The sequence below is a fragment of the Pseudomonas proteolytica genome, assembly GCF_007858275.1.
GTDB lineage: Bacteria > Pseudomonadota > Gammaproteobacteria > Pseudomonadales > Pseudomonadaceae > Aquipseudomonas > Aquipseudomonas proteolytica.
Genome location: NZ_VFEV01000031.1, coordinates 1 through 13,223, shown reverse-complemented (window position 1 = coordinate 13,223; position 13,223 = coordinate 1). Strand labels below are relative to the sequence as shown.

General features: G+C 60.1%; 15 protein-coding genes. 12 read left to right on the top strand and 3 right to left on the bottom strand.

Annotated features, from left to right (window positions below; translation table 11 throughout):
• Window positions 1-137 precede the first annotated feature (137 nt).
• Complete coding sequence (locus tag FIV38_RS20710) at window positions 138-443, bottom strand: DUF2288 domain-containing protein (RefSeq protein ID WP_029297105.1); 306 nt, start codon at window positions 441-443, stop codon at window positions 138-140.
• Between the two features lie 341 nt (window positions 444-784).
• On the opposite strand from FIV38_RS20710, the gene FIV38_RS20705 reads away from it, so the two are divergent.
• From FIV38_RS20705 to FIV38_RS20665, 9 genes are all read left to right on the top strand, one after another.
• Window positions 785-1,912 carry a branched-chain amino acid ABC transporter substrate-binding protein gene (locus FIV38_RS20705; protein ID WP_092234096.1) on the top strand — a complete coding sequence of 376 codons (1,128 nt, stop codon included), beginning with the start codon at window positions 785-787 and terminating at the stop codon, window positions 1,910-1,912.
• 228 nt (window positions 1,913-2,140) lie between these two features.
• Entirely contained in the window at window positions 2,141-3,064 is a 924-nt protein-coding gene (gene livH / locus FIV38_RS20700) for a high-affinity branched-chain amino acid ABC transporter permease LivH (protein ID WP_029297109.1), read from the top strand.
• Window positions 3,061-4,314, top strand: a complete 1,254-nt coding sequence (locus FIV38_RS20695; RefSeq protein ID WP_029297111.1) for a high-affinity branched-chain amino acid ABC transporter permease LivM — start codon at window positions 3,061-3,063, stop codon at window positions 4,312-4,314. Before livH ends, FIV38_RS20695 begins: the two co-directional genes overlap by 4 nt.
• Window positions 4,311-5,078: a high-affinity branched-chain amino acid ABC transporter ATP-binding protein LivG gene (gene livG, locus FIV38_RS20690; RefSeq protein WP_038446527.1), complete on the top strand. Its 768-nt coding sequence runs from the start codon at window positions 4,311-4,313 to the stop codon at window positions 5,076-5,078. Before FIV38_RS20695 ends, livG begins: the two co-directional genes overlap by 4 nt.
• Entirely contained in the window at window positions 5,079-5,780 is a 702-nt protein-coding gene (locus tag FIV38_RS20685; RefSeq protein ID WP_029297115.1) for an ABC transporter ATP-binding protein, read from the top strand.
• A gap of 243 nt (window positions 5,781-6,023) precedes the next feature.
• Window positions 6,024-6,332: a BufA1 family periplasmic bufferin-type metallophore gene (locus FIV38_RS20680; RefSeq protein ID WP_092234093.1), complete on the top strand. Its 309-nt coding sequence runs from the start codon at window positions 6,024-6,026 to the stop codon at window positions 6,330-6,332.
• Window positions 6,333-6,354: 22 nt separating this feature from the next.
• A complete protein-coding gene (bufB, locus tag FIV38_RS20675; protein WP_092234090.1) occupies window positions 6,355-7,236 on the top strand; it encodes an MNIO family bufferin maturase in 882 nt (293 codons plus the stop codon).
• Window positions 7,233-7,997, top strand: a complete 765-nt coding sequence (locus tag FIV38_RS20670) for an HvfC/BufC N-terminal domain-containing protein (protein WP_092234087.1) — start codon at window positions 7,233-7,235, stop codon at window positions 7,995-7,997. The genes bufB and FIV38_RS20670 overlap by 4 nt, the downstream gene beginning before the upstream one ends.
• Window positions 7,994-8,479 carry a DoxX family protein gene (locus FIV38_RS20665; RefSeq protein WP_092234084.1) on the top strand — a complete coding sequence of 162 codons (486 nt, stop codon included), beginning with the start codon at window positions 7,994-7,996 and terminating at the stop codon, window positions 8,477-8,479. Before FIV38_RS20670 ends, FIV38_RS20665 begins: the two co-directional genes overlap by 4 nt.
• Here the strand turns inward: FIV38_RS20665 and FIV38_RS20660 are convergent.
• The gene (locus FIV38_RS20660) at window positions 8,476-9,384 is read right to left on the bottom strand and encodes a LysR family transcriptional regulator (protein ID WP_070995768.1); all 909 of its coding nucleotides are present in this window, start codon (window positions 9,382-9,384) and stop codon (window positions 8,476-8,478) included. The two genes, FIV38_RS20665 and FIV38_RS20660, sit on opposite strands and share 4 nt — an antisense overlap.
• A gap of 105 nt (window positions 9,385-9,489) precedes the next feature.
• Between FIV38_RS20660 and FIV38_RS20655 the strand changes: the two genes are divergently transcribed.
• Window positions 9,490-10,089, top strand: a complete 600-nt coding sequence (locus tag FIV38_RS20655) for a short chain dehydrogenase (RefSeq protein ID WP_092234079.1) — start codon at window positions 9,490-9,492, stop codon at window positions 10,087-10,089.
• 5 nt (window positions 10,090-10,094) lie between these two features.
• Here the strand turns inward: FIV38_RS20655 and FIV38_RS20650 are convergent, their stop codons facing one another.
• A complete protein-coding gene (locus FIV38_RS20650) occupies window positions 10,095-10,451 on the bottom strand; it encodes a hypothetical protein (protein WP_092234076.1) in 357 nt (118 codons plus the stop codon).
• Window positions 10,452-10,623: 172 nt separating this feature from the next.
• Between FIV38_RS20650 and FIV38_RS20645 the strand changes: the two genes are divergently transcribed.
• Entirely contained in the window at window positions 10,624-11,295 is a 672-nt protein-coding gene (locus FIV38_RS20645; RefSeq protein ID WP_092234073.1) for a COG3650 family protein, read from the top strand.
• Between the two features lie 106 nt (window positions 11,296-11,401).
• Entirely contained in the window at window positions 11,402-13,015 is a 1,614-nt protein-coding gene (locus tag FIV38_RS20640; RefSeq protein WP_029297133.1) for an NAD(P)/FAD-dependent oxidoreductase, read from the top strand.
• Window positions 13,016-13,223 lie beyond the last annotated feature (208 nt).

Genomic DNA, 13,223 nt, shown 5'->3' with positions numbered 1-13,223 from the left:
CGCAAAACTGTTCCCATGACGTTTACGTCACCCTCGCCTGTGACCTTTCTTCACGGCCAGTTGCCATCATGGCGAAAGCGGTTACTCCGCTACACACTTCCCACCGGGAAAAACTCGCACCATTTCAGTGCGAGCATTTAATTCGATGCCCTTTCCTGGATCAGAATCCACGGCGAAACCACCACCGCCCACAGGCTCGGATCACGCTCCAGCAGGTCCAATGCCCGCGTCGCAGACACTTCGCCAAGGCTCCCCGAGGCCAGCCAGGCGGCCACTTTGTCCCGGCTATCCTCGGCCATGCCCTCGGCGGCTTCGATCAAATCCAGGCCCGCGTCGACCCACAATAGGGCACCCTTGGCGAAGAACGGCTCAAGCTCCTTCCAGGAAATTTCCGCGGTTTCGCCGAGCAGCTTGGCATAGAGGGTGCTAGGTTCTTGCGTCATGGGAACTCACCTGAGGAAAAAATCGGCGCAATCATACCGTCGAGACTTCCTCAGAAAAACCCAGTTGCAATTGAGGCACCGATTGAAAGCGTCAGGAACGCCAAGGATTGCCCGAGACTCTGGCATTCACCCGCCGCAATTCTGTCTTTTTCTTTCATTTAAGCGACATACCCAGGGTTTGCCCCCAGTAGCTAGCTTTTCAAGCGATCAACCGGCGCTCTACACTGTACCGGTACAGTTGCCAGGCCGCTGCCGGGGGGATATCCGAGATATCTGATCCGGTTCTGTAGCCCACAAGGCCGCTAGAACTATAAAAAATACAACAGTAAGAGTGGAGCACTATGAATAAGGCTACTAAGCAGATTTCCAAACTGTTTGCCGCTATGGTCCTGGCTGGGGTTGCCGGCCATTCGTTCGCAGCTGACACCATCAAGATCGGTATTGCCGGCCCTAAAACCGGCCCTGTGACCCAATACGGCGATATGCAGTTCATGGGCGCCAAGCAAGCCATCAAAGACATCAACGCCAAGGGCGGTGTCGACGGCAAGATGCTCGAAGCCAAGGAATACGATGACGCTTGCGACCCTAAACAAGCCGTTGCCGTAGCCAACAAAGTGGTCAACGACGGCGTCAAGTTCGTGGTCGGCCACCTCTGCTCCAGCTCCACTCAACCCGCTACCGACATCTACGAAGACGAAGGTGTGATCATGATCACGCCGGCTGCCACCAGCCCGGATATCACCGCTCGTGGCTACAAGCTGGTCTTCCGTACCATCGGCCTGGACAGCGCCCAGGGCCCAGCGGCCGGCAACTACATCGCCGACCACGTCAAGCCGAAGGTCGTTGCAGTACTGCACGACAAGCAACAGTACGGTGAAGGCATCGCCACTGCGGTCAAGCAGACCCTCGAGAGCAAAGGCACCAAGGTTGCCGTGTTCGAAGGCCTGAACGCCGGTGACAAAGACTTCTCCTCGATCATCCAGAAGCTCAAGCAAGCCAACGTCGACTTCGTCTACTACGGCGGCTACCACCCAGAACTGGGCCTGATCCTGCGCCAGTCCCAGGAAAAAGGCCTGAAAGCCAAGTTCATGGGTCCGGAAGGCGTCGGCAACGACTCCATCTCGCAAATCGCCCAGAAAGCCTCCGAAGGCCTGCTGGTCACCCTGCCGAAATCCTTCGACGCAGACCCTGCCAACAAGGCAATCGTCGACGCACTCAAGGCTGACGGCAAAGACCCAAGCGGTCCGTTCGTGTTCCCAGCCTACTCGGCGGTGGAAATCATCGCCGGCGGCATCGCTGCTGCCAAAAGCGAAGACACCACCAAAGTGGCCGAGGCCATCCACGCGGGTACCTTCAAGACCCCGACCGGCGACCTGAGCTTCGACGCCAAGGGCGACCTGAAAGACTTCAAGTTCGTGGTCTACGAATGGCACTTCGGTCAACCAAAAACCGAAGTTTCCCCTCAGTAAGCCAGGCGTTACTGGACAACAAGCCCACTGTGCAAGCAGTGGGTTTTGTTTTACGAGGTTTATGGGCCACGCACCCGCGATCCGGGCGCTGGTTCACCTGAAAATCTTAAAACCGTCACCAGCGGTTCGCTGGCAAATGCTTTGTGCAAATGTGCTCACAGAACACAGCACCAGGCTGGAAGATGACTCCACCAGTGAAATGCGTATCGGGTTTTTAGGAGCGCTGTAATGCCTGAGATCTATCATTTTTTCCAACAGCTGGTTAATGGCCTGACCATTGGCAGCACCTATGCCTTGATAGCCATTGGCTACACAATGGTTTACGGCATCATTGGAATGATCAACTTCGCCCACGGCGAGGTGTACATGATTGGCTCCTATGTGGCTTTCATCGCCATTGCCGGGCTGGCCATGATGGGTATCCACTCCCTGCCGCTGTTGATGACTGCCGCGTTCCTTGCGTCAATCGTCGTAACCAGTGCCTACGGCTACAGTATCGAACGCGTTGCGTACCGCCCCTTGCGTGGCAGCAACCGGTTGATCCCGTTGATTTCCGCCATCGGCATGTCGATTTTCCTACAGAACACCGTATTGCTGTCCCAGGACTCCAAGGACAAGTCCATTCCCAACCTGATCCCGGGCAGTATTTCCTTCGGGCCGGGCGGTGCAGAAGAAGTCCTGATTTCCTACATGCAGATCCTGGTCTTCGTCGTCACCCTGGTGGCGATGCTCGGCCTGACCCTGTTCATCTCCCGCTCCCGTCTGGGGCGCGCCTGCCGGGCCTGCGCCGAAGACATCAAGATGGCCAACCTGTTGGGCATCAACACCAACAACATCATTGCCCTGACCTTCGTGATCGGTGCTGCATTGGCCGCCGTCGCGGCGGTGCTGCTGAGCATGCAGTATGGCGTGATCAACCCCAACGCCGGCTTCCTGGTGGGCCTCAAAGCCTTTACCGCGGCGGTTCTGGGCGGCATCGGCAGTATTCCGGGCGCCATGCTCGGGGGGCTGGTGCTGGGTGTGGCCGAAGCCTTTGGTGCCGATATCTTCGGCGACCAGTACAAGGACGTGGTGGCCTTCGGTCTATTGGTTCTGGTGCTGTTATTCCGGCCGACCGGCATCCTGGGCCGTCCGGAGGTTGAGAAAGTATGAGCAGATATCTTAAATCGGCGTTTTTCAGCGCCTTGCTGGTATGGGCCGTGGCCTTTCCGGTACTCGGGCTCAAGTTGAGCATTGTCGGGATCAACCTTGAAGTACACGGCACCGGGCCGGTGACACTGACCATCATCGCCCTGTGCTCGGTGCTGATGTTCCTGCGGGTACTGTTCACCCAGCAGGTTGGTGCGCTGCTCAAGTCCAACCGGGGCCCGCTGGTCTCGCCCAAGGTCAGCCAGTTCCTGACCCTGCCGCGCACCCAGCGCTACATCATCATCGGCCTGATCGTGGCCGCGTTGATCTGGCCATTCTTCGGCTCCCGTGGTGCGGTGGATATTGCCACCCTGATCCTGATCTACGTGTTGCTGGGCCTGGGCCTGAACATCGTGGTGGGCCTGGCCGGGTTGCTCGACCTGGGTTACGTGGGCTTCTACGCAGTGGGTGCCTACACCTACGCGCTGCTCTCGCACTACCTGGGCTGGAGCTTCTGGATCTGCCTGCCATTGGCCGGCATGGCGGCGGCGACGTTCGGCTTCCTGCTGGGCTTCCCGGTGTTGCGCCTGCGCGGTGACTACCTGGCCATCGTGACCCTGGGCTTCGGTGAAATCATCCGCCTGTTCCTGCGTAACCTCACCGATATCACCGGGGGTCCCAACGGCATCAGCAGCATTCCCAAGCCAACGTTCTTCGGCTTGTCGTTTGATCGCTCCGCTGCCGAGGGCATGCAGACCTTCCACGAATACTTCGGGATTGCCTACAACCCGGTGAGCAAGGTGGTGTTCCTGTACCTGGTCGCCCTGCTGCTGGCCCTGGCCGCGCTGTTCGTGATCAACCGCCTGCTGCGCATGCCGATCGGGCGCGCGTGGGAAGCGCTGCGTGAAGACGAAATCGCTTGCCGCGCGCTGGGCCTGAACCCGACCATCATCAAGCTCTCCGCCTTTACCCTGGGTGCTGCGTTCGCCGGTTTTGCCGGTAGCTTCTTTGCTGCTCGCCAAGGCCTGGTGACGCCGGAGTCGTTTACCTTCATCGAGTCGGCAATCATCCTCGCCATCGTGGTATTGGGTGGCATGGGCTCGCAGCTGGGCGTGATTCTTGCGGCCATCGTGATGATCCTGCTGCCGGAACTGATGCGTGAGTTCAGCGAGTACCGCATGTTGATGTTCGGCGCCATGATGGTGCTGATGATGATCTGGCGCCCTCAAGGCCTGCTGCCCATGCAACGTCCACATATGGAGCTGCGCAAATGAGCCGCGAGATCCTGAAAGTCGAAAACCTGAGCATGCGCTTCGGCGGCCTGCTGGCGGTCAATGGCGTGGCCCTGACCGTCAAAGAGAAACAAGTGGTCGCCTTGATCGGCCCCAACGGCGCCGGCAAGACCACGGTGTTCAACTGCCTGACCGGTTTCTACAAGCCGGCCGGTGGCAGCATCCTGCTGGACGGCCAGCCGATCCAGGGCCTGGCCGGTCACGAGATCGCCCGCAAGGGCGTGGTGCGGACCTTCCAGAACGTGCGGTTGTTCAAGGACATGACCGCAGTGGAAAACCTGCTGATTGCCCAGCACCGTCACCTGAACACCAACTTCTTCGCAGGCCTGTTCAAGACCCCGGCGTTCCGCAAGAGCGAGCGCGAGGCCATGGAGTACGCCGCGTATTGGCTGGACAAGGTCAACCTCACCGAGTTTGCCAACCGCCCGGCCGGCACCCTGGCCTATGGTCAGCAACGCCGCCTGGAAATCGCCCGCTGCATGATGACCCGCCCGCGGATCCTGATGCTCGACGAACCGGCGGCAGGCCTCAACCCCAAGGAAACCGAAGACCTCAAGGCGTTGATCGGTGTGCTGCGTGAAGAAAACAACGCCACCGTGCTGCTGATCGAGCACGACATGAAACTGGTCATGAGCATTTCCGACCATATCGTCGTGATCAACCAGGGCACGCCATTGGCCAACGGGACGCCGGAGCAGATCCGCGACAACCCGGAAGTGATCAAAGCCTATTTGGGGGAAGCGTAAATGCTGCAATTCGAAAACGTTTCCACTTTCTACGGCAAGATCCAGGCCCTGCACGACGTCAACGTGGAAGTGCGCCAGGGCGAGATCGTCACCCTGATCGGTGCCAACGGTGCCGGCAAGTCCACCTTGCTGATGACCCTGTGCGGTTCGCCCCAGGCTCACAGCGGCAGCATCCGCTACATGGGTGAGGAACTGGTGGGCCAGCACTCGGCAGCGATCATGCGCAAGAGCATTGCCGTGGTCCCGGAAGGCCGTCGGGTGTTTGCCCGCCTGACCGTGGAAGAAAACCTCGCCATGGGTGGGTTCTTTACCGACAAGGGCGATTACCAGGAGCAGATGGACAAGGTGCTGCACCTGTTCCCTCGGCTCAAGGAGCGTTTCAGCCAGCGCGGCGGCACCATGTCCGGCGGCGAACAGCAGATGCTCGCCATCGGCCGTGCGCTGATGAGCAAGCCTAAGCTGCTGCTGTTGGACGAACCTTCCCTGGGCCTGGCGCCGATCATCATCCAGCAGATCTTCGACATCATCGAGCAACTGCGCAAGGACGGTGTGACGGTGTTTTTGGTGGAGCAGAACGCCAACCAGGCGTTGAAAATTGCCGACCGTGCCTATGTGCTGGAAAACGGCCGGGTGGTGATGCAGGGCAGCGGAGAGCAATTGCTGACCGACCCGAAAGTGCGCGAGGCGTACCTGGGCGGCTAAAAACGGCGTAAAAAATGTGGGAGCGGGCTTGCCCGCGATGGCGGAGTGCCAGGGCCGGATGTATTGGCTGACACACCTCTATCGCGGGCAAGCCCGCTCCCACATTTGTTTTGTGTGAACCGTAGAATTTGCGTTGTTTTCAAGTTTTCTTCGATCCCCGTGTAACGATCCCCTCCCCCCTTTCTCTAGTGGGGTAAGCAAGCACAAACGCTTTCTTACCTACCTCACTACTGGAGAAACACCATGACCACTACCACCCGTTCGCTGTCCGCCGCCACCCTCGTCCTGGCCCTGGGTTCTGCCTTGAGCCTGAGCACCCTGACCACTGTCGCCCATGCCGACGAGCCGAAGATGGAAAAATGCTTTGGCGTCGCCCTCAAAGGCAAGAACGACTGCGCCGCAGGCGCCGGCACCACCTGCGCGGGCACCTCGAATACCGACTACCAGGCCAACGCCTGGAACCTGGTCCCCGAGGGCACCTGCATGAAGATGGAAAGCAAAACCTCGCCAACCGGTTTTGGCCAACTGGAAGCCTTCAAGGCCAAATCCTGAATCCCCCGCCTGAGTACTGACGATGACGCTTTCATCCCTGCCTGATGTCGCCCAGGCTCAGGCTCCCGGCCTTCCGCGCCGGGCCGGGCTGGGGCTCAAGAGCGAGCACTTCCAGCAAGTGCTCGCCACCCTGCCCGACATTGGTTTTTTTGAGGTCCACGCCGAAAACTACATGGTGGCCGGCGGACCGCTCCACCACTACCTGGGGTTGATCCGCGAGCACTATGCGCTGTCGCTGCACGGCGTCGGCCTGTCCATCGGCGGCGAAGGCCCGCTGGACCACGCTCACTTGGCGCGCCTGGCGGCACTGGTGGAACGCTATCAACCCCACTCCTTTTCCGAACACCTGGCGTGGTCCAGCCACGGCCCGGTGTTTCTCAATGATCTGCTGCCCCTGGCCTATGACGACGCAACCCTCAAGCGGGTGTGCGAACACATTGACCAGGTACAAAGCACGCTCAAGCGGCGCATGTTGCTGGAGAACCCGTCGACCTACCTGCTGTTCCAACACTCCTCCCTGGACGAAACCGACTTTATCAGCGAGGTCATCCAGCGCACCGGCTGCGGCTTGTTGCTGGACGTGAACAATGTGTATGTGTCCTGCATCAATCATCAGCAGGATCCGTTGGCCTACCTCAATGCCTTGCCTTTGCACAGCGTGGGCGAGATTCATCTGGCGGGTTTTGCCGAAGATGCCGACAGCCTGGGTGATCGCCTGCTGATCGATGACCACGGAGCGCCGGTCGACAACGCCGTCTGGCAGTTGTATCAACAGGCACTGCAACGCACCGGCCCGGTGGCTACGCTGATCGAGCGCGACAACGATGTACCGGCCTTTAGCGTATTGCACGCCGAAGCCCGGCAAGCGGACCAGCATCTGCTGGCTGCGGCGGTGCACCCATGAACCGGCACGAACAGTTCGCCCAGGCCCTGCTTACGCCGGGCCTGCCATGCCCGGATGGATTATTCAGCCGCAATGGCGCCGATCCTGCCAGCCGTTTTGCGGTGTATCGCAATAACGTCCACGGCTCATTGATCAACGCCCTGGCCGACAGTTACCCGGTGACCCAACAACTGGTGGGCGAGCATTTTTTCCGGGCGATGGCGGGGTTGTATATCCAGGCGTATCCGCCTATCAGCCCGCTGCTCCACGACTACGGCAGTGACCTGGCGGACTTTATCAAGGGCTTCGCCCCCGCTGCCGATGTGCCGTACGTGGCCGACGTGGCTCGACTGGAACGCTTGCGCATCAGTGCATATCACGCCATCGACACCCCCGTGGCCAATCCACACGCCGTGGTGAACCAACTGCAGCAGTTATCAAGTCTGGGCAACGTGCGCCTGCAATTGCATCCCTGCGTTGCCACCTTGCGCTCGGACTACGCCGTGGTGGCTCTATGGGCTGCGCACCAAACCACCGACCCCGTCGCCCGACTCGACCCCTGGCATGGGCAAAGTGCGCTGGTCCTGCGCAACGGCCTGGAGGTCGAAGTGTTTTGCATCGACAGCGGCTGCGTGACCTTCATCAACAGCCTGAACAACGATTGGCCCCTGGAAATGGCGATGGCATACGCCCTCGACGCGGCCAGCGAATTCGACCTGCACCAATGCCTGGGACTGCTGATCAACCACCGCGCCATCACCCAAATCAAGGTACACCCATGAATACTGCCGCCCCGTGCCTGAGTGCACGCATCACTCAAACCCTCGAAAAAATCCCCTACAGCCTGATCGCCCTTGTCGCACGCTTTTCCATTGCGGCGGTGTTCTGGAAGTCCGGCCAGACCAAGGTCCAGGGGTTTGCCGTCGACCTGATAGATGGCACCTTCGAACTGGGCATGCCCCACCTGGCCAGCTCCACCGTGCCGTTGTTTCGAAGTGAATACCGGCTACCGTTTGTGCCAGCAGAAGTGGCCGCCTACCTGGCGACGTTCGCCGAGCACTTTTTCCCGGTCCTGATTCTGCTGGGCCTCGCCACGCGTTTTTCAGCGCTGGCGTTACTGGGCATGACCCTGGTGATTCAGCTGTTTGTCTATCCGGATGCCTACCCGACCCACGGCACCTGGATCGCGTTGCTCCTGGTATTGATGGCCAAGGGGCCAGGACGGCTATCGATTGATCACTGGATCGCCCGGCGCTGGCGCTAGAGCCGGTCCAGCGCCTCGCCGTTGCGCTTGAACCAGCCCACCAGGTAATCAGCCAGCACTTGGGTGCGACGCGGTAGCCCGCCCTGATATGGGTGGACCAGGTACATCGGCATGCTGCGGGTCTGATAATCACGCAAGAGCCAACGAAGCCGGCCGTCAGCCAATTCCTCTTGCAACAGATAGGACGGCAACCGTGCGATACCGGCCCCCACCAGCGCGGCCTTTTTCAGCAGGTTGTAGTGGTTGGAGGCAAAAGTGCCATCCACCCGCACTCGCAACAGTTCGTGCTGCTGGTGATACAACCACTCTTCACGCCCACTGTAATGGCTGTTGAGTAAACAGCGGTGCCCAACCAGATCCGCGGGTGTCAGCGGCTCACCGTACTGTTGCAGATAGGCCGGGCTGGCACAGGTCATTTCATGCCAGGCCAACAACGGCTTGGCGACCAGGCGCTCATCGTTGGCAACCTCTGAGCGTACCGCCAGATCAAAGCCGTCCCTGGCCAAGTCGCGATAATTATTGCTCAGATCCACTTCGACCTGCACTTGCGGGTACTGGCGGGAAAACTCCAATAACAGGCCATCAAAGAAGGTTTCGCCCAGGGACACCGGAACCGTCATACGCACCGGCCCGGCCACATCGTCTTTCAGCCGGGCCAAGGCCTGACGTGCGCGGTCCACCTGGATAACCAACGCCTGGGCTTGTGGCAGCAGGGCCGCGCCGGCAGCGGTCAGATTCAGTCGGCGGGTGGTGCGGTGCAGCAACACCACCGAGAACTGTGCCTCCAACTGGCTGATACGCTTGGACAACTGCCCCTTGCTGCAGCCCAGTTGCTGGGCGGCCAGGGTAAAACTGCCGGCTTCGATCAACACCGCAAACGCCGCCAGGTCGTCCATCTCGCTCATGGATTGTTTCCATTTGAAAACCAAAGGTTGCCTATTAGTGCGCTTATCTACAGAAAAAACCACTCTAGACTGAAGGCTCACTTGAACCCTTTGAGGAATCACACCATGAAAATCCTGTTGATTGGCGCCAGCGGCACGGTGGGCTCGGCAGTCAAGGCTGAGCTGTCCCAGCGCCACGAAGTGATCAGCATCGGTCGCAAGAGCGGCGACTTTCACGTTGATATCAGCGACAGCGCTTCAATCCGCCAGTTGTTTGCGCAAACCGGCAAGTTCGATGCCCTGGTATGCGCCGCCGGCAGTGTGAACTTCGTACCTTTGGGAGAGATGGACGCCAGCCACTTCGACCTCGGCCTGCAAGACAAACTGATGGGCCAGGTCAACCTGCTGCTGATCGGCCGTGAATTCGCCAACGACGGTGCGTCGTTCACCTTCACCAGCGGCATCCTCAATCGCGACCCGATCCGCACCGGCGCTTCGGCCGCACTGGTCAATGGCGCCATCGATGCCTTCGTCAAAGCGGCGGCGATTGAATTGCCACGGGGCTTGCGCATCAATTCGGTCAGCCCGACCGTGCTGGTGGAGGCCATGGGCAGCTATGCGCCCTATTTCAGAGGCTTCAAGCCGGCTCCTGCGGCGGACGTAGCATTGGCATACGCCAAAAGTGTTGAAGGCTTACAGACCGGGCAGACTTACATCGTAGGCTGAAAGCATCACTCGAGCAGCGATGGCATCATCTCCAGCAACTGGTCGCGGGGAATGGAAAACGTCAGGCCTGGACCGTCGAGGATACTCTGAACCGTCGCGGTACTGAGCTGCCGGCCATTGAGATACAGCGTTATCCGTTTGTGCATGGCCAGCAGGCTCAGGGCTCTGGAACGCGCTCTGGCCTCGGGCGTCAGCGTCACGTCGACTCGAATAGACTCAGGCTGGAGCGCCGAGGTTTTTTTCAGGCTCACCGTGATCTCGGTAAAGTCGGTCTGTGAGCTGTAGAACAGCTTGGCCGGAGCCTGGGCCCAGGCCAGGGGCGTCATCCAGACCAGGGCGAAAAAGGCCCATCGAAGGTTCATACATGTGCTCCTTTGAAAAGCTTGAACGTTGCACAAGGTTGGCACAGCAAACAGAGGAAAAGGCTTAAATCCGCGCGCCATTAAAATGCTGAAACCTAATCGCCCGCCATCCTCGGCTTGTGATGCAGCGCCAGCCTGCGTAACGTGGCGGCACTTGTCAGGAGACCCGATAATGCTTGCCGCCCGTACCCTTGCTCTGTTTGCCCTGCTGCCCTTGTTCGCTGCCTGCCAGGTGTTTGAACGCGATCCGGCGACGCCCTCCACTGCGGGCCTGACTCGCATGCAAGGCGAATTGACGGCCATCGGCGACAAATTGCTGTTCCAGCCCTGCCATGACCAGCGTAACTACGTGGTCAACGATACCGGCGGTACCAGCATCCTCCAGGAAGCGGCGTCCCTGGCCGGCCAGCAAGGGGCGTTGTTTGCCGACTTGCGCGGCAAATTTTCCGGGGTCGCCAGCGGCACCCAGGGCCAGGTGGAGCTGCAACAGCTGTACCGCGTCGAACGCTCGACCTCAGCCTGTGACGACCCGGACTTCAAGCGCATGATCCTGCGCGCCAACGGGCACAAGCCAGCCTGGGCACTGAATGTGACCAACAAGGGCATGGTCCTGCAACGCGAAGGCCAGCCACCGTTGCCGGTACCTTATGTGGAAGAGCAACTGGGTGACGGCCGTTTCAACCTCACCACCGAAGCCAACGGCCAGCAGATTGAACTGTGGGTCGCGCCCCAGCACTGCATCGATAGCGTCAGCGGCAGCCTGCAACACATGAGTGCCGAACTTCGGATCAACGGTCAAGTGCAGCGTGGCTGCGCGGCATTTGGCGGCTCGCGAGACGACTGATTCGCCCCTGGGCGGTTTTAGCATGACGGGAATGCGTCGTTGGGGCTTATAATCGCCGGTTTGCAAAACCGCCGGCCCTACCAAACGCCGCATATCGGATCCTGTCATGCTACGAATCACCGAACTCAAGCTGCCCATCGACCATCCCGAAGAAGACCTGCGGCCTGCCATCGTGCAGCGCCTGGGCATCGCCAGTGATGATCTGCTCGATTTCACCCTGTTCAAACGCAGCTACGATGCGCGCAAGAAATCGTCGGAGCTGTGCTTTATCTACACCGTCGACCTTGAGGTCAAGGGTGAAGCTGCCCTGCTGCTCAAGTTCGCCGACGACCGCAATATCAATGCCGCGCCCGATGTCAGCTACAAGGTCGTGGGCCAGGCGCCGGCAGACCTGAGCGAGCGTCCCATCGTTGTCGGCTTCGGCCCTTGCGGGATCTTTGCCGGGTTGTTGCTGGCGCAGATGGGTTTCAAGCCGATCATCCTCGAACGCGGCCGCGAAGTGCGCCAACGTACCAAGGACACCTGGGGCCTGTGGCGCAAAAGCGTACTCAACCCCGAGTCCAACGTGCAGTTCGGCGAAGGCGGCGCCGGGACCTTTTCCGACGGCAAGCTCTACAGCCAGATCAAGGACCCGAAGTTCCACGGGCGCAAGGTCTTGCATGAGTTCGTCAAGGCCGGCGCGCCGGATGAGATCCTCTATGTCAGCAAGCCGCACATCGGCACCTTTCGTCTGACCGGTGTGGTGGAAAACATGCGCCAGCAGATCATCGCCCTGGGCGGTGAGGTGCGTTTTGAACAACGGGTCACCGACGTGCTGATCGAAGACGGCCAGTTGAATGGCGTGGTGGTCGCTGGGGGCGAACAGATCCTCTCCAAGCACGTGATTCTTGCCCTCGGCCACAGCGCCCGCGACACCTTCCGTATGCTCCACGGCCGTGGTGTGTACATGGAAGCCAAGCCGTTTTCGGTGGGCTTTCGCATCGAACACCCGCAATCGCTGATCGACGCCGCACGCCTGGGCAAGTATGCCGGGCACCCGAAACTGGGCGCGGCCGACTACAAGCTGGTGCACCACGCCAAGAATGGCCGTTCGGTATACAGCTTCTGCATGTGCCCGGGCGGTACGGTGGTTGCGGCCACTTCCGAGCCAAATCGGGTCGTGACCAATGGCATGAGCCAGTACTCGCGTAACGAGCGCAATGCCAACTCCGGGATCGTGGTCGGCATCACCCCGGAAGTGGACTACCCGGGTGGCCCTCTGGCCGGGATCGAATTGCAGGAGCGTCTGGAGTCCCACGCGTTCATCCTCGGCGGCAGCAACTACGAAGCGCCGGCGCAACTGGTCGGTGATTTCATCGCCGGCAAGCCGTCCACCGCCATTGGAACTGTGGAACCGTCCTACAAGCCAGGTGTAGCCCTCGGTGACTTGGCCCTGGCCTTGCCAGACTTCGCCATCGAGGCCATCCGCGAAGCGTTGCCGGCCTTTGAGAAGCAGATCAAGGGCTACTCGCTGCACGACGCGGTACTGACCGGGATCGAGACCCGCACTTCGTCGCCGCTGCGGATCACTCGCGATGCGTCGATGCAGAGCTTGAATGTCAAAGGCCTGTTCCCGGCCGGCGAAGGCGCCGGTTATGCCGGTGGGATCTTGTCGGCAGGCGTTGACGGGATTCGGATTGCCGAAGCCGTGGCCCGGGATATCCTCGGCATCGAGGCCTGACAGCTCACCCGCAAACGCCCCTCTCTATCGTGGGAGCCGGACTTGCCCGAGATGGCCACCATAGGTATCTACACAACTTTCAGAAACTGACGAACTTTCCTGTGGCGAGCGGGCTTGCCCCGCGCTGGGCTGCGAAGCAGCCCTAAACCCGGCCATCAGAGGTTTATCTGAAGAAACGCGGAGGGCTTTTTGGGGCTGCTTCGCAGCC

What these genes read in the sequence shown, in the direction of transcription:
- livH (WP_029297109.1), top strand. Translation starts at nt 2,141, where the DNA reads ATGCCTGAGATCTATCATTTTTTCCAACAGCTGGTTAATGGCCTGACC.
- FIV38_RS20710 (WP_029297105.1), bottom strand. Translation starts at nt 443, where the DNA reads ATGACGCAAGAACCTAGCACCCTCTATGCCAAGCTGCTCGGCGAAACC.
- FIV38_RS20685 (WP_029297115.1), top strand. Translation starts at nt 5,079, where the DNA reads ATGCTGCAATTCGAAAACGTTTCCACTTTCTACGGCAAGATCCAGGCC.
- FIV38_RS20645 (WP_092234073.1), top strand. Translation starts at nt 10,624, where the DNA reads ATGCTTGCCGCCCGTACCCTTGCTCTGTTTGCCCTGCTGCCCTTGTTC.
- bufB (WP_092234090.1), top strand. Translation starts at nt 6,355, where the DNA reads ATGACGCTTTCATCCCTGCCTGATGTCGCCCAGGCTCAGGCTCCCGGC.
- FIV38_RS20705 (WP_092234096.1), top strand. Translation starts at nt 785, where the DNA reads ATGAATAAGGCTACTAAGCAGATTTCCAAACTGTTTGCCGCTATGGTC.
- FIV38_RS20680 (WP_092234093.1), top strand. Translation starts at nt 6,024, where the DNA reads ATGACCACTACCACCCGTTCGCTGTCCGCCGCCACCCTCGTCCTGGCC.
- FIV38_RS20660 (WP_070995768.1), bottom strand. Translation starts at nt 9,384, where the DNA reads ATGAGCGAGATGGACGACCTGGCGGCGTTTGCGGTGTTGATCGAAGCC.
- FIV38_RS20655 (WP_092234079.1), top strand. Translation starts at nt 9,490, where the DNA reads ATGAAAATCCTGTTGATTGGCGCCAGCGGCACGGTGGGCTCGGCAGTC.
- FIV38_RS20640 (WP_029297133.1), top strand. Translation starts at nt 11,402, where the DNA reads ATGCTACGAATCACCGAACTCAAGCTGCCCATCGACCATCCCGAAGAA.
- FIV38_RS20695 (WP_029297111.1), top strand. Translation starts at nt 3,061, where the DNA reads ATGAGCAGATATCTTAAATCGGCGTTTTTCAGCGCCTTGCTGGTATGG.
- FIV38_RS20650 (WP_092234076.1), bottom strand. Translation starts at nt 10,451, where the DNA reads ATGAACCTTCGATGGGCCTTTTTCGCCCTGGTCTGGATGACGCCCCTG.
- livG (WP_038446527.1), top strand. Translation starts at nt 4,311, where the DNA reads ATGAGCCGCGAGATCCTGAAAGTCGAAAACCTGAGCATGCGCTTCGGC.
- FIV38_RS20665 (WP_092234084.1), top strand. Translation starts at nt 7,994, where the DNA reads ATGAATACTGCCGCCCCGTGCCTGAGTGCACGCATCACTCAAACCCTC.
- FIV38_RS20670 (WP_092234087.1), top strand. Translation starts at nt 7,233, where the DNA reads ATGAACCGGCACGAACAGTTCGCCCAGGCCCTGCTTACGCCGGGCCTG.